Source organism: Alcanivorax sp. P2S70, assembly GCF_000475295.1.
GTDB classification, from domain to species: Bacteria; Pseudomonadota; Gammaproteobacteria; order Pseudomonadales; family Alcanivoracaceae; genus Alcanivorax; species Alcanivorax profundi.
This window is the reverse complement of sequence record NZ_AXBZ01000040.1, coordinates 1-20,785: the sequence shown is the minus strand read 5'-3', so window position 1 is coordinate 20,785 and position 20,785 is coordinate 1. Positions and strand designations below refer to the sequence as shown.

17 protein-coding genes are annotated in these 20,785 nt (G+C 59.3%); 15 read left to right on the top strand and 2 right to left on the bottom strand.

Annotated elements, in window-relative coordinates; genetic code table 11:
• The first annotated feature begins 156 nt into the window (after nucleotides 1-156).
• The 13 genes from gyrA (at nucleotide 157) to Q672_RS29505 (ending at nucleotide 15,437) form a co-directional block, all read left to right on the top strand.
• Nucleotides 157-2,913, top strand: coding sequence for a DNA gyrase subunit A (gyrA, locus tag Q672_RS29565; RefSeq protein WP_022986137.1), 2,757 nt, complete (start codon nucleotides 157-159; stop codon nucleotides 2,911-2,913).
• A 236-nt stretch (nucleotides 2,914-3,149) separates the two neighbouring features.
• Nucleotides 3,150-4,232, top strand: a complete 1,083-nt coding sequence (gene serC, locus Q672_RS29560; RefSeq protein WP_022986136.1) for a 3-phosphoserine/phosphohydroxythreonine transaminase — start codon at nucleotides 3,150-3,152, stop codon at nucleotides 4,230-4,232.
• A gap of 11 nt (nucleotides 4,233-4,243) precedes the next feature.
• Nucleotides 4,244-5,326 (top strand): prephenate dehydratase, encoded by a 1,083-nt coding sequence (gene pheA / locus Q672_RS29555; protein ID WP_022986135.1) that lies wholly within the window; start codon nucleotides 4,244-4,246, stop codon nucleotides 5,324-5,326.
• Nucleotides 5,327-5,467: 141 nt separating this feature from the next.
• The gene (gene hisC, locus Q672_RS29550) at nucleotides 5,468-6,580 is read left to right on the top strand and encodes a histidinol-phosphate transaminase (RefSeq protein WP_022986134.1); all 1,113 of its coding nucleotides are present in this window, start codon (nucleotides 5,468-5,470) and stop codon (nucleotides 6,578-6,580) included.
• 98 nt (nucleotides 6,581-6,678) lie between these two features.
• A complete protein-coding gene (locus tag Q672_RS29545) occupies nucleotides 6,679-8,919 on the top strand; it encodes a bifunctional prephenate dehydrogenase/3-phosphoshikimate 1-carboxyvinyltransferase (protein WP_022986133.1) in 2,241 nt (746 codons plus the stop codon).
• Complete coding sequence (cmk, locus tag Q672_RS29540; protein WP_022986132.1) at nucleotides 8,916-9,593, top strand: (d)CMP kinase; 678 nt, start codon at nucleotides 8,916-8,918, stop codon at nucleotides 9,591-9,593. Before Q672_RS29545 ends, cmk begins: the two co-directional genes overlap by 4 nt.
• A gap of 175 nt (nucleotides 9,594-9,768) precedes the next feature.
• On the top strand, nucleotides 9,769-11,451 hold the full coding sequence (rpsA, locus tag Q672_RS29535; protein WP_022986131.1) for a 30S ribosomal protein S1: 1,683 nt from the start codon (nucleotides 9,769-9,771) through the stop codon (nucleotides 11,449-11,451).
• 66 nt (nucleotides 11,452-11,517) lie between these two features.
• On the top strand, nucleotides 11,518-11,868 hold the full coding sequence (ihfB, locus tag Q672_RS29530; RefSeq protein ID WP_022986130.1) for an integration host factor subunit beta: 351 nt from the start codon (nucleotides 11,518-11,520) through the stop codon (nucleotides 11,866-11,868).
• Nucleotides 11,869-11,914: 46 nt separating this feature from the next.
• Nucleotides 11,915-12,145, top strand: a complete 231-nt coding sequence (locus Q672_RS29525; protein ID WP_022986129.1) for a hypothetical protein — start codon at nucleotides 11,915-11,917, stop codon at nucleotides 12,143-12,145.
• Complete coding sequence (gene lapB / locus Q672_RS29520; RefSeq protein WP_022986128.1) at nucleotides 12,142-13,311, top strand: lipopolysaccharide assembly protein LapB; 1,170 nt, start codon at nucleotides 12,142-12,144, stop codon at nucleotides 13,309-13,311. The genes Q672_RS29525 and lapB overlap by 4 nt, the downstream gene beginning before the upstream one ends.
• 208 nt (nucleotides 13,312-13,519) lie before the next feature.
• Nucleotides 13,520-14,215 (top strand): orotidine-5'-phosphate decarboxylase, encoded by a 696-nt coding sequence (pyrF, locus tag Q672_RS29515; RefSeq protein WP_022986127.1) that lies wholly within the window; start codon nucleotides 13,520-13,522, stop codon nucleotides 14,213-14,215.
• Between the two features lie 88 nt (nucleotides 14,216-14,303).
• Nucleotides 14,304-14,618 carry a ComEA family DNA-binding protein gene (locus tag Q672_RS29510; protein ID WP_022986126.1) on the top strand — a complete coding sequence of 105 codons (315 nt, stop codon included), beginning with the start codon at nucleotides 14,304-14,306 and terminating at the stop codon, nucleotides 14,616-14,618.
• Nucleotides 14,619-14,699: 81 nt separating this feature from the next.
• Nucleotides 14,700-15,437: a hypothetical protein gene (locus Q672_RS29505; protein WP_160169806.1), complete on the top strand. Its 738-nt coding sequence runs from the start codon at nucleotides 14,700-14,702 to the stop codon at nucleotides 15,435-15,437.
• Nucleotides 15,438-15,469: 32 nt separating this feature from the next.
• Here the strand turns inward: Q672_RS29505 and Q672_RS29500 are convergent, their stop codons facing one another.
• Both Q672_RS29500 and Q672_RS29495 read right to left on the bottom strand, forming a co-directional pair.
• On the bottom strand, nucleotides 15,470-16,717 hold the full coding sequence (locus Q672_RS29500) for a succinylglutamate desuccinylase/aspartoacylase family protein (protein WP_442778109.1): 1,248 nt from the start codon (nucleotides 16,715-16,717) through the stop codon (nucleotides 15,470-15,472).
• A gap of 93 nt (nucleotides 16,718-16,810) precedes the next feature.
• Nucleotides 16,811-18,694 carry an ATP-binding cassette domain-containing protein gene (locus Q672_RS29495; protein WP_022986123.1) on the bottom strand — a complete coding sequence of 628 codons (1,884 nt, stop codon included), beginning with the start codon at nucleotides 18,692-18,694 and terminating at the stop codon, nucleotides 16,811-16,813.
• Nucleotides 18,695-18,981: 287 nt separating this feature from the next.
• Here Q672_RS29495 and Q672_RS29490 point away from each other — a divergent pair, with 287 nt between their 5' ends.
• Both Q672_RS29490 and Q672_RS29485 read left to right on the top strand, forming a co-directional pair.
• Nucleotides 18,982-20,100, top strand: a complete 1,119-nt coding sequence (locus tag Q672_RS29490) for a sterol desaturase family protein (RefSeq protein WP_022986122.1) — start codon at nucleotides 18,982-18,984, stop codon at nucleotides 20,098-20,100.
• Nucleotides 20,101-20,204: 104 nt separating this feature from the next.
• A complete protein-coding gene (locus Q672_RS29485) occupies nucleotides 20,205-20,612 on the top strand; it encodes an SMI1/KNR4 family protein (protein ID WP_022986121.1) in 408 nt (135 codons plus the stop codon).
• Nucleotides 20,613-20,785: the final 173 nt, after the last annotated feature.

Here is a 20,785-nt window from a genome sequence, read left to right as displayed (position 1 = left end):
GCTTCAGGTCACGCTGAGTACGCAAGGAGTTATTCAGTGTCTCCGCAGCTGTGCTATCATCCGGTGCTTTTCCGGGGCAGGAAAGTGTTGGCCCCCGGAACCACGGAGTCAGCCTGAGTCCCGCCTGCGGGGCTGTTGGGGATAATAAGGATCACTATGTCGGATCTCGCCAGAGAAGTTACCCCGGTCAACATCGAAGACGAACTCAAGCAGTCGTACCTGGATTACGCCATGAGCGTGATCGTGGGGCGGGCCCTGCCTGACGTGCGCGACGGCCTGAAGCCGGTACACCGCCGCGTGTTGTTCGCCATGCATGAGCTGAACAACGACTGGAACAAGCCCTATAAAAAATCTGCCCGTGTGGTCGGTGACGTGATTGGTAAATATCACCCCCACGGTGACTCCGCCGTGTACGACACCATCGTACGGATGGCGCAGCCTTTCTCCCTGCGCTACATGCTGGTGGATGGCCAGGGGAACTTCGGTTCCATCGACGGCGACTCCGCCGCGGCCATGCGTTACACCGAAGTGCGCATGTCCAAGATCGCCCACGAGCTGCTGGCGGATCTGGACAAGGAAACCGTGGATTTCGTCGACAACTACGACGGCACGGAAAAGATTCCTGATGTGATGCCCACCCGGGTGCCCAACCTGCTGGTGAACGGTTCCTCCGGTATTGCTGTGGGTATGGCGACCAACATTCCGCCCCACAACCTGGGCGAAGTGGTGGATGGCTGTCTGGCGCTGATCGACGATGACAGTCTGACCCCGGACGACCTGATGGAGTACATCAAGGGCCCGGATTTCCCCACTGCGGGCATCATCAATGGCCGCGCCGGCATCGTGCAGGCCTACCGTACCGGCCGTGGGCGCGTGTACATGCGCGCCCGTGCCGAAATCGAGGCCACCGACAAGAGCGGCAAAGAAGCCATCATCGTCACCGAAATTCCCTATCAGGTGAACAAGGCACGGTTGATCGAAAAGATCGCCGAGCTGGTGAAAGACAAGAAAATTGAAGGCATCACCGAACTGCGCGACGAATCCGACAAGGAAGGCATGCGGATCGTGATCGAGCTGCGCAAGGGCGAGAACGCGGAAGTGGTGCTGAACAACCTGTACCAGCAGACCCAGATGGAGTCGGTGTTTGGTATCAACACCGTGGCCCTGGTCGATGGCCAGCCCAAGACCCTGAACCTGCGTGAGCTGCTGGATGCCTTTATCCGTCACCGTCGTGAAGTGGTGACTCGCCGTACCGTGTTCGAACTGCGCAAGGCTCGCGAAAAGGCGCACCTGCTGGAAGGTCTGGCGGTGGCGTTGAGCAACATCGATCCGGTGATCGAACTGATCAAGAGCTCGCCGAGCGGTGCCGAAGCGAAAGAAAAGCTGTTGGCCAAAGGCTGGGCGCCGGGTGATGTGCTGCAGATGCTGGAGCGCGCCGGTGGCGAAAACGCGGCCCGTCCAGATGGTCTGGACGAGCAGTACGGCCTGCGTGATGACCTCTATTACCTGAGCCCGGAACAGGCCCAGGCCATTCTGGACCTGCGTCTGCAGAAGCTGACCGGTCTGGAGCGCGAGAAGCTGATCAATGATTACCAGGAGCTGCTGGAAATCATTGCCGAGCTGATGCTGATTCTGGCCAATCCGGAGCGCCTGATGCAGGTGATCCGCGATGAGCTGACCGCGATCCGTGAGGAGTACGCCGATGAGCGTCGTTCCGAGATTGTGGCCTCTCGCCTGGATCTCAGCATGGAAGACCTGATCGCCGAAGAAACCGTGGTGGTGACCCTGTCCAACGGCGGTTACGCCAAAATGCAGCCCATCGATACCTACCGTGCCCAGAAGCGGGGTGGGCGCGGCAAGTCTGCCGGGCAGCTGAAAGACGAAGATTACGTGGAGCACCTGCTGGTGGCAGGCACCCACGATACCCTGTTGCTGTTCACGGATGCCGGCAAGGTGTTCTGGTTACGCACCTTCGAGCTGCCGCAAGGTGGCCGGGCCTCCCGCGGCAAGCCAATTGTGAACCTGCTGCCGGCGCTGGGTGCAGAAGAAAAAATTACCGCCATTCTGCGTCTGGATGCCGACATGGTGCGTCAGCAGAAAGCCGACAGCGAAGAAGACGAAGACACCACCATTGACGCGGAAGATGTGGTTGATGATGCCGCAGAGGGTGATGACGACGCCATCGTGGCCGATACCGTGCCCGGTCCGTTCATCTTCATGGCCACCTCCAGCGGTGTGGTCAAGCGTACCCAGCTGGCCAACTTTGCCCGTCCGCGCAGCTCCGGCCTGATCGCCGTGAAACTGCAGGAAGGTGAGCACCTGGTGAACGTGGCCATTACCCAGGGCCACGAAGACGTGATGCTGGTGGCGCGCAACGGCAAGGCAGTACGTTTCCATCAGTCCAAGGTCCGCGTTATGAGCCGTCTGGCCCGTGGTGTGCGGGGGATCAAGCTGGCGGACGGCGTCGACGTGATTTCCCTGATCGTGCCGGAAGAAGACGGCCAGATCCTCACCGCCTCCGAGAACGGCTACGGCAAGCGCACCCCGCTCACCGAGTACCCCACCAAAGGCCGTGGTGGTCAGGGCGTCATCGCCATGGTGGTCAACGAGCGTAACGGTGAGCTGGTCGGCGCCACCCAGGTGTTTGGCGGCGAAGACATCATGCTGATCTCCAACCAGGGCACCCTGGTGCGTACCGGTGTGGACCAGATCAGCACCTCCGGCCGTAACACCCAGGGCGTTCGCCTGATTCGCCTTGGCGAGGAAGAAAAACTCTGCGGCCTGGCCACCATTCCGGAACTGGAAGGGGCGGAGGAAGACGAGGAGCTGGACGGTGAAGAGGGTGAGGTGATTGAAGGGGAAGCGACCCCGGAAGCACCAGAGTCTGACGCCAGCGACGACGCAGAAGGCTGAACCGCAGGAGCGTCGCTCGCGGCGCGATCCGCTAAACCGTAAAAGCGGATTTGTCACAGAGTACACAGAGGAAAACACACGCTTTTCTCTGTGCCTCTGTGGTGACAAAGCCTTCGATTTTGACGCTGGAATCGCGTCGTGAGCGATGCTTCTGCAGCCAGCTTGGCCGATCCGATAAACAGGAATAACCCCGAGCCCGGTTTCGCCGGGCTTCTTTGATTAGACGGAGAACACAGATGTCCCGCGCCTATAACTTCTGCGCAGGGCCGGCGGCGTTGCCGACGGCGGTACTGGAACAGGCTCAACAGGAAATCCTCGATTTCCAGGGCAAAGGTCTGTCCATCATGGAAATGAGCCACCGGGACAAGGTCTTCGTGGATATCGCCGAAAAGGCCGAACAGGACCTGCGTGACCTGATGGGCATCAGCGACGATTACGCTGTGCTGTTCCTGCAGGGCGGGGCGTCTACCCAGTTTGCCATGGTGCCCATGAACCTGCTGGGCGAGGGTGAAACGGCGGATTACATCAATACCGGGCAGTGGTCCAAGAAAGCCATCAAGGAAGCGGGGCGCTACGGCAAGATCAATGTGGCGGCCAGCAGCGAAGACAGCCACTTCACCACGGTGCCCCCTCAAGAGAGTTGGAAGCTGTCTGCTAACCCGGCCTACCTGCATTACTGCCCCAACGAAACCATCGGTGGGTTGGAATACAGCTTTATTCCGGAGGTCGGTGAGACCCCGTTGGTGGCGGACATGAGCTCCACCATTTTGTCCCGTCCGGTGGACGTGAACCGTTTTGGCATGATCTACGCCGGTGCCCAGAAAAACATCGGCCCCGCGGGCCTGACGCTGGTGATTATCCGCAAAGACCTGCTCGGCAAGGCCGGTGCCCATGTGCCCGCCATGCTTAACTACCAGACCCATGCAGACAACGGCAGCATGTATAACACCCCGCCCACCTACGCCTGGTACCTTGCCGGCCTGGTGTTCGAATGGCTCAAGAAGCAGGGTGGCGTGGCCAACATGGCGGAAATCAACCAGCGCAAGGCCGAAAAGCTGTATGGTTTCATTGATGGCAGCGACTTCTACAGCAACCCGGTGGAAAAAATCAGCCGCAGCTGGATGAATGTACCCTTTGTGCTGGCAGACGATGCTCTGGACAAGACTTTCCTGGCGGAAGCCGATGCGGCCGGTTTGCTGAACCTGAAAGGCCACCGCAGTGTGGGTGGCATGCGCGCCAGCATTTACAACGCCGTACCGGAAGCGGCGGTAGATGCGCTGATTGCCTTTATGGCGGATTTTGAAAAACGTAACGGCTGAGCGGGGACGCCATGACCGAATCACTGGACAACTTGCGTAACCAGATCGACGCGCTGGATCAGCAACTGCAGGATCTGCTGAACGAGCGTGCGACCCTGGCCCACAAGGTGGCAGAAGTCAAAATCGCCACTGACCCGAATCCGGTATTTTACCGTCCTGAGCGCGAAGCCCAGGTGCTGCGCCGGGTTAAGGAGCGAAACCAGGGGCCGCTGGATGGCGAGACCATGGCGCGCTTTTTCCGTGAGATCATGAGTGCCTGCCTGGCGCTGGAGCAGCGCATGAAGGTGGCGTTTCTCGGCCCGGAAGGCACCTTTACCCAGCAGGCAGCGCTGAAGCATTTTGGCCATGCCGTAGAGTCCGTGCCGCTGGGGGCCATTGATGAAGTGTTCCGTGAAGTGGAAGCGGGCGCGGCCCATTACGGGGTGGTGCCGGTGGAAAACTCCACGGAAGGGGTGGTCAACCACACCCTTGACACGTTCATGAGCTCCGAACTGAAAATCTGTGGTGAAGTGGAGCTGCGTATCCACCACCACCTGCTGGCCGGCAAGCACACCCAGCGCGACAAGGTGACCCGGGTGTACTCCCACCAGCAGACCCTGGCCCAGTGTCGCCAGTGGCTGGATGCCCACATGCCTGGAGTGGAGCGGATTGCGGTCAGCTCCAATGCCGAAGCGGCCCGTCGTCTCAAGGACGAGTGGAATGCCATGGCCATCGCCGGCGAAATGGCGGAAGAGCTGTATGGGTTGGAGGCGGTGCAACGGAATATTGAGGATCGCCCGGATAACACCACCCGGTTCCTGATTATCGGCCGTCAGGACACGCCGGCTTCCGGCAAGGACAAGACCAGCCTGATGATTAGCGGCAAAAACCGCCCGGGTCTGTTGTTCGAGGTGCTGGCGCCGTTCCGCGACGAGGGCATCAACCTGACACGGCTGGAATCCCGTCCATCCCGCACTGCTAACTGGAGCTATGTGTTCTTTGTGGACTGCGAAGGCCACAAGGAAGATGCCAACCTGCAGTCGGTACTGGACAAGCTGGAAGCGGCCGGGAATACCATCAAGCTACTGGGGTCCTATCCCAAGGCAGTCCTATAGAAAGTCGGGTCTGACGCCAGACGTCTGGTGTCGGACGCTTTGCGGTTTTTGCGTCGGACGTCCGCCTTCAGGCGCCCGACCCCGATCAGATCCTCCCTGCGGCCCAGTCTCGCAGAGAGGATGCAAAGGGAGCTCCCACACATGACCTGCGATTACATCCAATTAGCCAATAGCGGTATCCAGCAGCTCAAGCCCTACGAGCCGGGTAAACCCATCGACGAGCTGGAGCGAGAGCTGGGTGTTTCCGATATCGTCAAACTGGCCAGCAACGAAAACCCGCTGGGGGCCAGCCACAAGGCCCTGCACGCGCTCAAGCATATGCACGAGCTGCACCTGTACCCGGACGGTGCCACCTTTTCGCTGAAAGCGGCACTGGCGGAAAAACTGAATGTGGCCAGCAACCAGCTGACCTTGGGCAATGGCTCCAATGATGTGCTGGATCTGATTGCCCGCGCCTACCTGCAGGAAGGCGATGAGGCAATTTTTTCCGAGTATGCCTTTGCGGTGTATCCGATTGTGACCCTGGCCTGCAATGCCAGACCGGTGCAGGTGCCGTCCAACCTGTTTGGTCATGATCTGGCGGCCATGGCGGAAGCAGTGACCGAGCGCACCCGGGTTATCTTCGTGGCCAACCCGAACAACCCCACCGGCACCTGGTTCAATGCCCATGCGCTGGACGAATTCCTGTCGCGGATTCCCGAGCGGGTCATTGTGGTGCTGGATGAGGCCTACTTCGAATATGTGGAAGAAAGCCATTACCCCAACGGCATCGATCGGCTGGGCCAATACCCAAACCTGATCGTGACGCGCACCTTCTCGAAGATTTATGGTCTGGCCGGCCTGCGGGTGGGCTACGGTGTCTCCAGCCCGCAAATTGCCGACGTGCTCAACCGGGTGCGTCAGCCATTCAACGTGAATACCCCGGCCCAGGTCGCAGCGGAAGCGGCGCTACAGGACGATGACCATCTGGAAAATTCCCGTAGCGAGAACACCTCGGGGCTGGTGCAGATTGCCGAGGGGTTGCAGGCACTCCACCTGGAACAGATTCCTTCCGTGGCTAACTTTATTGCGTTTGATTGTGGCCAGCCGGCCATGCCGGTCTATGAGGGCCTGCTCAGGGAAGGGGTGATCGTGCGCCCGTTGGGTGGCTACGGCATGCCTAATCACCTGCGGGTGACCATCGGCACCAGTCCGGAAAACGAACGTTTCCTGCTGGCCCTGAAAAAGGTGTTGAAGGATCTGGCCGATGGGTAGTCGCGAATACGTTCCATTCCCTGCCGTAGGAGCGTCGCTGGCGGCGCGATCACCAACCGCCAATCGCGCCGCCAGCGACGCTCCTACGGAGAGCAGTGATGTCTGAGCCACTCTTCAATCGCATCGCCATCATCGGCCTCGGCCTGATCGGTGGCTCCTTCGCCGCCGCTGCCCGCGAAAATGGCTTGGCACGTTCCATCGTGGCGGGTTCCCGCTCGGCGCGTACCCTGGAGCAGGGCATTGCCCTGGGGGTGGTCGATGACGGCAGCCAGGATCTGGCCGAAGCCGTCAAAGGCGCGGATCTGGTCTTTGTCTCCACCCCCGTGTCTGCCATGGGCAAGGTGCTGGCGGCGCTGAAACCCGGGCTGTCCCGTACCGCGATTGTCACCGATGGCGGCAGTGTGAAGGGTAACGTGATCAGCGCTGCCCGGCAGGCGCTGGGGGAGCACTACTCGCGCTTCGTACCCGGCCATCCCATCGCAGGCAAGGAAAAGAGCGGTGTCAGCGCGGCCGACGCCACGCTTTACCGGGATCACCGGGTCATCCTCACGCCCACGGACGACACCGATCCGGCCGCCACGGCGAAAGTCCGCGCTATCTGGACCGCCATGGGCGCCGAAGTGCTGCAGATGTCGCCGCAGTATCACGACCAGGTGCTGGCAGAAACCAGCCATTTGCCGCATCTTCTTGCGTTTTCGCTGGTGGATACCCTGGCCCGGCAGGGGGATTCCAACGAGATTTTCCGCTATGCTGCCGGCGGTTTTCGCGACTTCACCCGCATTGCCAGCTCCGACCCGGTGATGTGGCACGACATCTTTCGCGAGAACAAAGCGGCGTTATTGCAGGCTCTGGGCCTGTTCAGCGACGGTATCGACCGCTTCCGCGACGCCGTGGAAAAAGGGGATTCCGATGCCCTGATGGGCATCATGACCCGTGCCAATTCGGCCCGGGCACACTTTATGGCCATGAACGGGCGCACGTCCTACACCCGCGCCCAATTAGGTGAAGACAGCATCATGACAGATTCAAGCAAGGCCAACCCGACCTACCTGATGACTCCGGGTGGCAAGCTCAATGGCCGCATCCGCGTGCCGGGCGACAAATCCATGTCCCACCGTTCCATCATGCTGGGCTCCCTCGCAGATGGGGTAACGGAAGTCGAAGGCTTCCTGGAAGGCGAAGACGCCTTGGCGACCCTGCAGGCGTTCCGCGATATGGGTGTGGTGATTGAAGGCCCCACGAATGGGCAGGTGACCATCCATGGGGTGGGGCTAAACGGCCTCAAAGCGCCGGAAAAACCCCTCTACATGGGTAACTCAGGTACCTCCATGCGTCTGCTGACCGGCTTGCTGGCGGGACAGGCTTTCGATGTGGAGCTGACCGGGGATGCTTCCCTGTCCAAGCGTCCGATGGAGCGGGTGGCCAAACCCTTGCGGGAAATGGGTGCCCAGATCACCACCGGCAACGAAGGTCGCCCCCCGGTGCGTATCCGCGGTGGCCAGCCGCTCAAGGCGATTCACTATGATCTGCCCATGGCTTCTGCCCAAGTGAAGTCCGCGGTACTGCTGGGCGGCCTGTATGCCGAAGGCGAAACCTCGGTGACCGAACCGGCGCCGACGCGGGACCACACCGAGCGCATGCTGGGTGGTTTTGGCTATGCGGTGCGTCGCGATGGCGCCACCAGCGTGGTCAGCGGCGGTGGCAAGCTGACGGCCTGCAAACTGGAAGTGCCAGCGGATATTTCCTCCGCCGCGTTCTTCCTGGTCGGCGCATCCATTGCCGAAGGCAGTGACGTGACCCTGCCGCACGTGGGCATTAACCCCACCCGGACCGGCGTGATCGATATTCTCAAGCTGATGGGGGCCGATATTCGCCTGGAAAACCAGCGGGATGCCGGTGGTGAGCCGGTGGCCGATATCGTGGTCAAATCCGCGCCGTTGAAAGGCATTGTGATTCCGGAGGCGCTGGTGCCGCTGGCCATTGATGAATTCCCGGCCATTTTCATTGCTGCCGCCTGCGCCGAGGGTGACACCATCCTGCACGGCGCTGAAGAGCTGCGCGTGAAGGAATCCGACCGCATTCAGGTGATGGCCGACGGCCTGGCCGCGCTGGGTGTGGACCATGAGGTGTTTGACGACGGTATCCGCATTACGGGCGGGGCGTTCGGCGGTGGGGAAGTGCAATCCCACGGCGATCACCGCATCGCCATGAGCTTTGCCATGGCAGCCCTGCGTGCCAATGGCCCTATCACCATCCATGATTGCGCCAATGTGGCCACCAGCTTCCCGGGTTTTGCCCAGCTGGCCGGTCATGCCGGCCTGAATCTGGAGGTGAAATGAGTCAGGCGGCAGTATTGACCATCGACGGGCCGGTGTCTTCCGGCAAAGGCACCGTGGCCAGGCTGGTGGCTGCACGCATGGGCTGGCATCTTCTGGATTCCGGGGCGCTGTATCGTGTCCTGGGTTATCATGCGAGAAATCAAGGGGTTGCGTTGGATGACGAGCCCCGCCTGGTCGACATGGCCAAGGCTCTGCCAGTGCGCTTTGTGGAGCAACAGGGCGATACGGCGGTGATTCTGGCCGGTGAGGATGTCTCCAACATCATTCGTCAGGAAAGCGTTGGCGAGCTGGCCAGCCAGGTTGCGGTTCTGCAGCCGGTTCGCGATGCACTGCTGGCCCGTCAGCGGGCCTTTGCCGAGTCTCCCGGGCTGGTGGCTGACGGTCGCGATATGGGCACCGTGGTGTTTACCTCCGCCCCTCTCAAGATCTACCTCACCGCCAGCGCTGAAGAGCGCGCCAGACGGCGCTTTGAGCAGTTGAAGGAGAAGGGCTTTGGTGCTACCCTCGCGACCCTTGTTGAGGACATCCGCACCCGGGATGACCGTGACATGAACCGTGAGGTGGCGCCATTGCGCCCGGCAGACGATGCCGTGGTGATTGATTCCACAACGCTTTCGGTTGATGACGTGGTTAACCGGATTCTCGACGAGGCTGCGGCTCGCCAGTTGGCCTGACCCGCAGTGAGCACCTATCGACACCCTTCGGCAGTCCCTGCCGCGGGGTAATTGCGATTCCGTGTAAAGCGGCTGATCTGTCACTCCCTCACAAAGTAAGCCAGCTGGGGAGGGCGGGTCCAATTATCCATAACCCATGTCTGCTGGTTGGCATGTGAATTAAACCGAGAGACACATGACTGAATCTTTTGCTGATCTTTTTGAAGAAAGCCTCAAGGACCTCGACGTTGCTCGTGGCTCCATCATTAAAGGCACCGTGGTATCCATCGACAGCGATTGGGTAACTGTTAACGCGGGCCTGAAATCCGAAGGCATTATTGCCCGTGACGAATTCGTTAACGAGGCAGGCGAACTGGAAATCGCTGAAGGCGATGAAGTCGACGTAGCCGTAGACGCCATCGACGATGGCATGGGCTTCACCCGCCTGTCCCGTGAAAAAGCCAAGCGCGCCGAAGTGTGGGGCGAGCTGGAAAAAGCTTTCGACGAAGACGAGATCGTAAAAGGTCAGATCTCTGGCAAGGTAAAAGGCGGTTTCACCGTCGATATCGGCCCGATCCGTGCGTTCCTGCCGGGCTCTCTGGTAGACATCCGTCCGGTGCGCGACGTTGCTCACCTGGAAGGCAAAGAGCTGGACTTCAAAGTCATCAAGCTGGATCCGAAGCGCAACAACGTTGTGGTTTCCCGTCGTGCGGTGATGGAAGCCGAGCACAGCGCAGAGCGTGAGCAGCTGCTCGAATCCCTGCAGGAAGGCATGGAAGTCAAGGGTATCGTGAAGAACCTGACCGACTACGGTGCGTTCGTAGACCTGGGCGGCATCGACGGCCTGCTGCACATCACCGATATGGCCTGGAAGCGTATCAAGCATCCGAGCGAAATCGTGGAAGTTGGCCAGGAAATCGACGTCAAGGTACTGAAGTTCGACCGCGAGAAGATGCGTGTTTCCCTGGGGCTGAAGCAGCTGGGCGAAGATCCGTGGCACGACATCGTGGGCAAGTACCCGGAAGGTGCCAAGGTGAAAGCCAAGGTAACCAACCTGACCGATTACGGCTGTTTCGCCGAGATCGAAGAAGGTGTAGAGGGTCTGGTTCACGTTTCCGAAATGGATTGGACCAACAAGAACATCCACCCGTCCAAGGTTGTAGAGATCGGCGACGAAGTGGAAGTGATGATCCTGGACATCGACGAAGATCGTCGTCGTATCTCCCTGGGTATCAAGCAGTGTCAGTCCAACCCGTGGGATGCCTTCGAGCAGAAATACCAGAAAGGCGAGCGCATTTCCGGCAAGATCAAGTCCATCACTGACTTCGGTATCTTCATCGGTCTGGAAGGCGGTATCGACGGTCTGGTGCACCTGTCCGACATCTCTTGGGAAGAGCAGGGCGAAGATGCCGTGCGTAACTTCAACAAGGGTGACGAGCTGGAAACCGTGGTTCTGTCCATCGATGCAGAGCGCGAAAGAATTTCCTTGGGTATCAAGCAGTTGACAGACGATCCGTTTGCTCAGTATGTTGCTGCTAACGACAAGGGCGCAATTGTTAAGGGCAAGGTCACTGCGGTAGACGCGAAAGCGGCCACCGTGGAGCTGGCTGAGAATGTCGAAGGTACCCTGCGTGCCAGCGAAATCAGCCGCGACCGCGTTAACGATGCAACCGAAGTGCTCAACGTGGGCGACGAAGTGGAAGCCAAGATCGTCAACGTTGATCGCAAGAACCGTGCACTGAGCTTGTCCATCAAAGCGAAGGATCAGGCTGATGAGCGTGAGGCCATGGACAACCTGCAAGAACAGCAGGATGCCAACGCGCCGAAGACCATCGGTGATCTGATCAAGCAGCAGATGGAAAACAGCAACGAGTCTTAATCGGCTCCTCCCCGGGGTCGGCATTCGCCGACCCCACTGGGCAGGGAGCCCAGGGAGCAAGCTGTAATGGCGTTAACCAAGTCAGAACTGATTGAGCGGATTGCCGACCGGCAAACCCAACTGTCACCCAAGGATGTGGAACTGGCAGTCAAAACGCTGATCGAACAAATGGCCGATTCCCTGGCCGGCGGAGGTCGTATCGAAATACGCGGCTTCGGCAGTTTTTCCCTCCATTTCCGCGCACCCCGCGTGGGCCGTAATCCCAAGACCGGTGCCAGCGTCGAGCTGCACGGCAAGTATGTTCCCCATTTCAAGCCAGGCAAGGAATTGCGCGAACGCGTAAACGAATCCCTGCAAATGGATGCCGGGGAAGAATCCGATAGCGGCGATGCCGGTGGCCAGGCGGCTGCCAGCTAATTCGTATCCTGCGCTAGGCCGGCATAGCCGGTGAGGGAGTCCTGACATGCGTAACCTGTATCGCATCGTGGTCATACTGGCGGCGGTGGCCATCTTCTTTATCGCTTTTCTGTTTGTGACCAGTAACCGTGAAGCGGTCACACTGGATCTGGTGCTCTATAACCTGCAATGGGATGTGTCCCTCGGTGTGCTGGTGATTGGAGTTCTGGCTATTGGCCTGTTGACCGGGCTGGTGGCGGGTATCGGTCTGCGTGGTATCAAGAGCCTGTTTTCATGAGCGAATCCCTGTGGTTGATGCCGCTGTTCTTTGTTGCCATTGCAGCGGGTTTTTTTCTCGGGCGGCGTGAAAGCAAGCGCCGCCAGCGTCGTCGCATGGCCTCCTTGTCCAAGGACTATGTGGCGGGGATCAACTTTTTCCTGAATGAAGAGCCCGACAAGGGTATCGAAGCCTTGCTGAACGGACTGGATGTGGGCTCTGAAGGGCTCGATACCCACCTTGCGCTGGGCAAGCTGTTTCGCAAGCGGGGTGAATTTGACCGCGCCGCGCAACTGCACACCCATCTGCTGGAGCATGGCGATTTTTCTCGTTCGGTCCAGGAAGAAATCCAGCTGGAGCTTGCCCAGGATTACCTGGCCAGCGGTATTTTTGATCTGGCCGAGCAGGTTTTGCTGGAAATGCTGGATCAGGACTGCGAAGCCAAGGATGAAGTCTGTCGGCAGCTTATGGGCCTGTACGAGCAGGAGCGTGACTGGGTCAACGCCATTAGCATGGGTGAGCGGCTGATTAAGAACAGCCCGCAATTGGCCTCGGTGCTGGCGCAGTATTGCTGTGAGCAAGCGGACAACCTGAAAAAGGACAAGGACATCAATCCGGCCCGTCGCATGTTGCGCCGTGCGCTGTCATTCGATAATGACTGTGTACGTGCCAGCTTTCAGGAAGGCGAGCTGGAAATGGACGAGCAGAACTGGGAAGCCGCGATTCAGGCTTTCCAGCGTATCTGGACCCAGGACAGCGATTTCTTCGACGAGGTGCTGGACAAGCTGCGCAGTTGTTATCAGGCCCAGGATAAGGATGAGCACTTCATCCAGATGCTGGCTGACTACAGTGCAGAAAAACCCAGCACAAACCGCATCCTGCTGCTGTCAGAGGCGTTGAAAACCCGCTATGGCGATAAGGAAGCGGCAGACTTTATCGGCGAGTACATGAAGGCCAATCCGTCGGTGCGTGGTCTCAACAAGATTCTCGACATGAGTCTGGCCGGCATTGCCGAAGGTGAAGCGCGCGAGCATCTGGACGCTCTTCGCCAACTGTCTGAAAAATTGGTGAACAACAAGAGTCTCTACAAATGCCGTCGCTGCGGGTTCGAAACCCCGCTGATGCAATGGCGCTGCCCAAGCTGCAAACGCTGGGGTACCATCAAACCGGTGGTGAAGGAGGTTTGAAAGCAGCTATCAGCTATCTGCTGTGAGCTACGAGCTATCGCCCGATCAAGAAAGGCTGAAAAGTTCTTGATCCCTCGGCGTTTTTACGAAGCCGCTCCTGCAGTCTGCTATCACGCATTGCCTGCAGGAGCCAAAGCCAGGCCATTCTTGAACCACTGCCAAGCAGCGCCTACCATAGCCCCGCCTACCCACCACTCAGGAAGCCACCATGCCTATCTCCAGCCCTGTTGTTGTCGCTCTGGATTACCCCGATCAGGCTCAGGCCCTGGCCATGGCAGACCAGCTGGACCCAGCCAAGGTGCGCGTGAAGGTCGGCAAGGAAATCTTTACCCGCAGTGGCCCGGCGGTGGTTGAGGCCTTGCATGGCAAAGGGTTTGAGGTATTTCTGGACCTCAAATTTCACGATATCCCGAATACGGTTGCCGGTGCCGTGGCAGCGGCTGCCGATATGGGGGTGTGGATGGTCAACGTGCACGCTGGCGGTGGCCAGCGGATGATGGAAGCCGCCGCGAACGCGATTGCCAATCACCGTACCCGGCCGCTGCTGATTGCCGTCACCGTGCTCACCAGCATGGACCGTACTGACCTGTCGCAGATCGGGATCGTCGATGAACCGCAGGTTCAGGTGCGCCGCCTGGCCGAGCTGTCGAAAGCGTCAGGGATGGATGGCGTCGTGTGTTCTGCTCAGGAAGCCAGCTTGCTGAAACAGGCGTGTGGCCAGAATTTCGCGCTGGTCACGCCGGGGATTCGCCCAGCGGGGAGTGATGCCGGAGACCAGCGTCGGGTACTGACGCCCGTGCAAGCACGCGATGCCGGGGTGGATTACATGGTGATCGGCCGACCCATTACCCAATCTGCAGAACCTACATTGGTTGTCGACGAAATATTACAGAGCCTGGCCTGATAGGCTGACAACGATTACCCCAGCTGGCTGATAAACGCCATTGAAAGGGCCTTTTATTGTGCCATCTCCAACTATAAGGAGATCAATCATGAAAGGATTTCAGATCGCACTTACCCTTCTTACGCTGGCCTTGAGTGGTCTGTCGTTTGCTGTCGAAAGCTCCCCTGAACCTGCTCCGGCTAGCGCTGAGGCCAGCGCCACCATGCCCGACCGGGTCAATCTCAATACCGCCGACGTTGACCAGTTGCAGTCTTTGAAAGGCGTAGGCCCGAAAACAGCAGAATCAATTATTCAGTGGCGGGATGCGAACGGTCCCTTCACCAGTGTGGAGCAGCTGCTGGTGGTGAAAGGCGTCGGAGAAAAGACGCTGGCTGGCTTGCGAGACAGTATTACGGTGCAGTAACGTCTGCCCGGGGCTGGCGCTTCGCTGGCCTGCCAGGGGGGCAGTACGGCCCCTCTGGTGCACGGATGCCGGGGAATTATGGTGAAAAAGACTTACGGTTTACTGCTGTGCCTGGGCGCACTGATCACAGGATGTGCCACTAATACGGTATCGATCCCCGACAATCACTACAGCGATGCCTATCGTGGTGTGCCGTCACCGGCATCGATATTGTTGTTACCCATTTCGCCTGACAAGGACGAATACCGTCATGGTGTAAGCGCTGTGACCCATTTGCTGGTGGAGGATCTGCAAACCCGCCATACCGTGGAAACAGTGTCTGTCCCCGTGTTTAACGCTTCCTGGCAACAGGCCATTGAAGACGTCGGCGGCATTTACTCTGCTACCTCTGGTGCGTTTGATCGAGAGCGCTACTTCCGAGCTGTCGAAGAGCTGTTACAGGAGCTTAATCCAGAGGGCGATCATGACATCGTGATTTTTCCCGCTTTGGTAGAGCGCCAGGCGCAGAGCACGGGTAAATACGCAACATGGGACGGAGTCAGACGCGCCAATATTACCGATGGGCTCGATAATGCCCGCTTCTCTCGCTGGCACGGCAGTGTCGGGGCGGTATCATTACAGCTAAACAGTTTCGATGGTCAGGGGCGCTGGTTGGCCACCAGTTATGGTGGATTGGTATTGCCGCACTTCTACACAATCAAAGACAAGATTCCACGCACCCACCTGAAAGATGACATGTTTGCGGATGAGAATGCGCTTGAGGAAGGTGTGCGACTGGCGGTAGTGCCTTTGCTGGGGCCGGTAGTGAAAAACAAGTAGCCTGCAGGAGGGGCAGGGCCCCTCCACAGTGGCTACTCGCTGGGGTCGCTTTCCTTCTTGCCTTTCGGTGCGGGCTCAGGAGTCTCGGCGTTCGCTTTCGCCGTTTCCCCCTCGTTAGCCGGGCGATCTTGGGCGTTGCCGGTATCGCCGCTGGGCTGCTGGGCTTTCTCTTTTTCTTTACTGGCTTTTTCCGCCTGCGCTTCCACCTCTTCGGTCGATTTTTCTTCACCGATACGGAAGGCGGCAAAGCCGGCATGGATGACCTGATTCACGGCCATGCCCAGCACCCGGCCATTGTAGGGGGCAATGATGGCGCTGCCGGTGTTGCTGATCGGGTCGGTGACGGTGCCCAGAATCTGCCCCTTCTTCACCTTGTCGTTCAGTTTTACCTCGGCCAGCAAGATGCCACCCTGATCGGCACGGATCCATTCTGATTCGAAGAACACCGGCTGCGGAGCGCTCCAGAAACGGCTGGCTTTCTGCATCTGCAGGTTTTCCAGCAGGGTTTCCAGTGCCTGCACCCCGTAATTCACCGCCTGGGTTTCCAGCCGGTTGGGGCCACCGGCTTCCATAGTCACGGCGACAATACCGTCTTTCACGGCGGCATCGCGCAGCATTCCGGTGACGCCAGGGCTGTGCAGCACTGTCATGCCGCCAAAGTGCTTGGCAAACTCCACCACCTCGGGTTTGTCCAGATCGGCGCGCAGCTGGGGCAGGTTGACGCGCTTCTGCGAGCCGGTGTGCAGGTCCACCAGATAATCACAGTGACTGACAATGTTGCTGTACAGGGAATGGGCCACGCGGCTGGCGGCGCTGCCATTCTTGTTGCCGGGGAAGTAGCGGTTCAGATCTCGGCGGTCGCTAAGATAGCGGCTGCCGCTGCGAAAGCCGTCCAGGTTGACGATGGGAACACCGATCACGGTGCCGGCCAGCTCGTCGGGCTCCAACTTGTACATCAGGCGCCGCACCATCTCGATACCGTTGAGCTCATCACCATGGATGGCAGCGGTGAGGCAAAGCTGCGGGCCGGGTTTGGTGCCATGGGCGACCAGCACCGGCACCGGTGTGGCAATAGAGCCGAATGACTGATCCGGGGTCCAGTGCAGGGTGGCAAAGGTGCCCGGATCCACTACCCGGTTAAGCAACGGCAGAGGGTGGGGCGGCTCCTCGGTGGGCTGGGAGTCTTCGTCCACCGCTTGTACCGGTACATGACTCGCCTTGTTCGGCGCAGGATTCTCTTCCTCCTGCTGCCGCTCCAGGGCCCGTTCCTCATCTTCCACTTCGGTTGCCAGGGCGGGCTGGAAGGCCAGCATCAAGGCAAGCAGTACGCTCAGATAGCGGATCGGTGTTCGCACAACCACTCCTGTGATGGGTTAGCCGAGCTGATCCAGTTCGTCCCAGCGGGCATAGGCGCTTTCCAGGGCCTGCTGTAGCTCGGTTTGTTGCTGTTGGGCAGCGCTGATGTCTGCCGGATCGCCCTTGTAGAACGCCGGGTCAGACATGCGGGTCTGCACTGCATCCAGATCCTGTTCCAGTTGCTCGATCTGGCCGGGTAACTGCTCCAGCTCGCGCTGGTCCTTGTAAGACAGTTTCTTGCGCTTTGCCGGGGCCTGCGGCGGTGCAGCGGCTGCGGGCTTGTCGGCTTTGACGGGCTTTTCCTTCACAGGTTCCGGACGTTGACGAATCCAGTCCTGATATCCCCCCACATAACTGTTGAGAGTACCGTGCTCGAACACCAGGGTCGATGTCACCACGTTGTCGATGAATTCCCGGTCGTGGCTTACCAGCAGCAGGGTGCCCTGATAATTCATCAGCTGCTCTTCCAGCAGCTCCAGGGTTTCCGCATCCAAATCGTTGGTGGGCTCATCCAGCACCAGCAGGTTGAAGGGCTTGGTGAACAGCTTGGCCAGCAGCAGACGGTTGCGCTCGCCACCCGACAGGGACTTCACGGGCTGGCGCACCCGGCCGGGATCGAACAGGAAGTCCTGCAGGTAACCGATCACGTGCTTGTTCTGGCCATTCAGTGAGATCACATCGGAGCCCTCGGCCACGTTGTCGATCACGCTCTTGTTCTCGTCCAGGGTGTCACGCAGCTGATCGAAGTAAGCCACTTGCAGCTGGGTGCCCAGCTTCAGGGTGCCGCTGTCGGGCGGCAGCCGATCCAGCAACAGGCGAATCAGGGTGGATTTGCCGCAGCCGTTGGGGCCAAGAATCCCCACCCGGTCGCCGCGCAGCAGGTTGACGGAAAAGTCGCGCACGATCTGCTTGCCGCCGACGGCATAATTCAGCTTGTCCGCTTCGACCACGACCTTCCCGGAGCTGTCGCTGCTTTGGATGGTCAGGCTGGCGGTGCCGGTGCGATTGCGGCGCTGGGCGAACTCGTCGCGCATGGCCTTGAGGGCCCGTACCCGGCCTTCGTTACGGGTACGGCGAGCCTTGATGCCCTGACGAATCCATTTTTCTTCCTGGCTGAGCTTCTTGTCGAACTCGGCGTTGGCTTTCTCTTCCGCATCCAGGGCGGCCTGCTTGCCGGAGAGGTACTTTTCATAGCTACCGGGCCAGCTGGTGAGAATGCCCCGGTCCAGCTCGATGATGCGGGTCGCCAGGGCGCGGATAAAGGCCCGGTCGTGGGAGATAAACACCAGGGTGGCACCGTAGCCTTTTAGAAACTCTTCCAGCCACTGAATCGATTCCATGTCCAGGTGGTTGGTGGGCTCGTCCAGCAGCAGGATATCCGGTTCCTGCACCAGCGCCCGTGCCAGCAGCACGCGGCGCTTCATGCCACCGGACAGCCCGGCAAACTGCATGTCACCGTCCAGGCTCAGTTTGGACAGGGCAGTGTCTACGCGCTGGGACAGCTGCCAGGCGCCGCGGGCCTCGATCTCGCTGCTCAGCTGCTCGAACCGGGCCAGCACCTTGTCATCGCCGTCAGCCAGTTGATGGCTCAACTCCGCATGTTCGCTAAGCAGTGCGCCGTGTTCGCCAAGCCCCTGCGAGACCATGTAGTGCACGGTGTGGTCCTGGTCATCGGGCACTTCCTGCTCCAGACGGGCAATGCTCAACCCCTGGGTCTGCTCGATGTGGCCGTCATCCGCCTGGATTTCCCCGGCGATGACTTTCATCAGGGTGGACTTGCCCGCCCCGTTACGGCCGATAAGACACAGGCGCTCGCCACTGTCGATGGAAAGGTTCACATGATCCAGCAAGGCCTGCTGGCCATAGCTGAGCTGTATTTCGCGAAGCGTGAGTAGAGGCATACTTTGGCGTGATCAAATATGTGAGTATTGCGATTAAAGCTGCGAGCTACGAGCTGTGAGCTTACAGTCGCGATTGAGGCGGTTGTCATATCAAAAGCTGTGCCCGCGCACAGACGCAGGGCGCGGAACGAGAGCATTGAAGGTGGCAAGGCACATTGCGCGACTCGTCGCTCAAAGCTGATAGCTTGAAGCTGTAATTGAACGCGCAGTGTAGCAGCTTGTTACCGCCCTGTACTGGCCCAAATGCGGGGGCTCGGGCAGGCTTTGGGGAAGGACGGAGGGAGTCAATGAGCGAGTTTTTACGGGAACGCTATGAAGAAGTGGACCTGACGCCGGGGCAGGGCAAGATCACCGCCACCGTGTCCATCGGCCTGGGGGTGCTGGCGCTGATGGGCAGCTTCTGCTTTCTCTACCCTGAGCTCTTCACCACCCCGGAGTTTCGGGGTTTCTATAACGCCCAGGTGCTACGTATTGCCTTGTTTATCGGCATTGGTATCGGCTTCACCTGCGGTTTCTTCAGCGTGTTTCGCCATCAGGAAAAGCGTTACGGCATCATCGGCATGGTGTTGGCGTGCATGGCCGCACTGATTGGCTCCGGGCGGCTGGATGTGCCGCCGGTGGATGGCCGCAGCCTGTATGCCGGGCTGGATTATTTCATCCTCACCCTGTTGGTGCTGGCGCTGGTGTTTATTCCCCTGGAGCGGGCCTTCCCCAAAGATCCGGCCCAGAAAACCCTGCGTGGTGGTTGGGTTACCGACATGAAGTATTTTCTGTTCAGCCATGTGGGGCTACAGCTGATCAGCTTCTTCACCATCATTCCGATTCAGGTGGTGCTGCACGACAAGGTAGACATCGGCTTCCAGCAAGCCATTGCCAGCCAGCCGTTGTGGCTGCAGTTTATCGAGATCCTGATCGTCATCGACCTGGGCAGCTACTGGATTCACCGCGCCTTCCACGAAGTGCCCTGGCTGTGGAAATTCCACGCGGTGCACCATTCCACCACCCAGATGGACTGGCTGGCCTCGTCGCGCCTGCATGTGGTGGAAATCATCGCCAACCGCTTTGTGGGCTACCTGCCGATCTTTATCCTCGGTTTTGCGCCATCTGCGGTGTACGCCTACCTGGTGTTCGTGTCGTTCCACGCCATCTTTATCCACGCCAATGTGCGTTTCCGCTTCCCGGGCATCCGCTGGCTTATCGCCACGCCGGAATTCCACCATTGGCATCACTCCTCTGAAGACCTGGCCGTAGACAAAAACTACGCCGCCTTCCTGCCCATCTACGATAAACTGTTCGGCACCCTGATCATGCCCAAGGAGCTGGCCGCCGAATACGGCACCCGTGCCAGCACCCCGGTGCCGGAAGGCGTGGTCAAACAGTTCCTGTTCCCGTTCCGCCGGGGTTAAACCGCTGCACCCGTAGGAGCTCTCTGTGCCCTTCAGGGTATGCCTGCAAGCGATCCTTACCCATCGCCTGCAGGCAGGCTCCTACAGAATCATGAAGAGCCAATATGGAAGACGTAATCGAACTGCTGCGCGAACGCCACGAAGGTGGTCTGGTGGCGCTGGAACTTCCGGACGAAGACCGTCTGGTAGAAATCGAAGAGCAATTACTGATCCCGCTGCCCGGTGACTACAAGGAGTTCCTGCTCAACGCCAGCGACATCATTTGCGGCAGCCTCGAGCCCGCCACCGTCATGGATGATTATGCCCACAATTTCCTCCCGGAAATGGCCGCCAACGCCTGGGATCAAGGCATGCCCCGCTACCTGATCCCCGTCTGCGAAGCGCCTGCCGGCATCTACGCCATGTCCCAGGAAGGCAGCGTACTGCTATGGGTGCCCGGCGAGGGCATCCGTGAGGAAGAGGAGTGGGGGAGTATCTGGCAGTGGGCGCGGGAAATCTGGCTGGAAAGTTAGTTAACAGTTAACAGTGAATAGTTAACAGCGGCGCGATAGCGCATTGTTGTGATTTCCAAGCATGAGGCCGCGCCCGGATTTCGGGTGCGGCCTCATGCGTTAAAAGGCAAAGGGACAAACCGATAGTAACTTGACAGGGTGTGCCGGTCGGACAGCCTTCACTGTTCACTGTT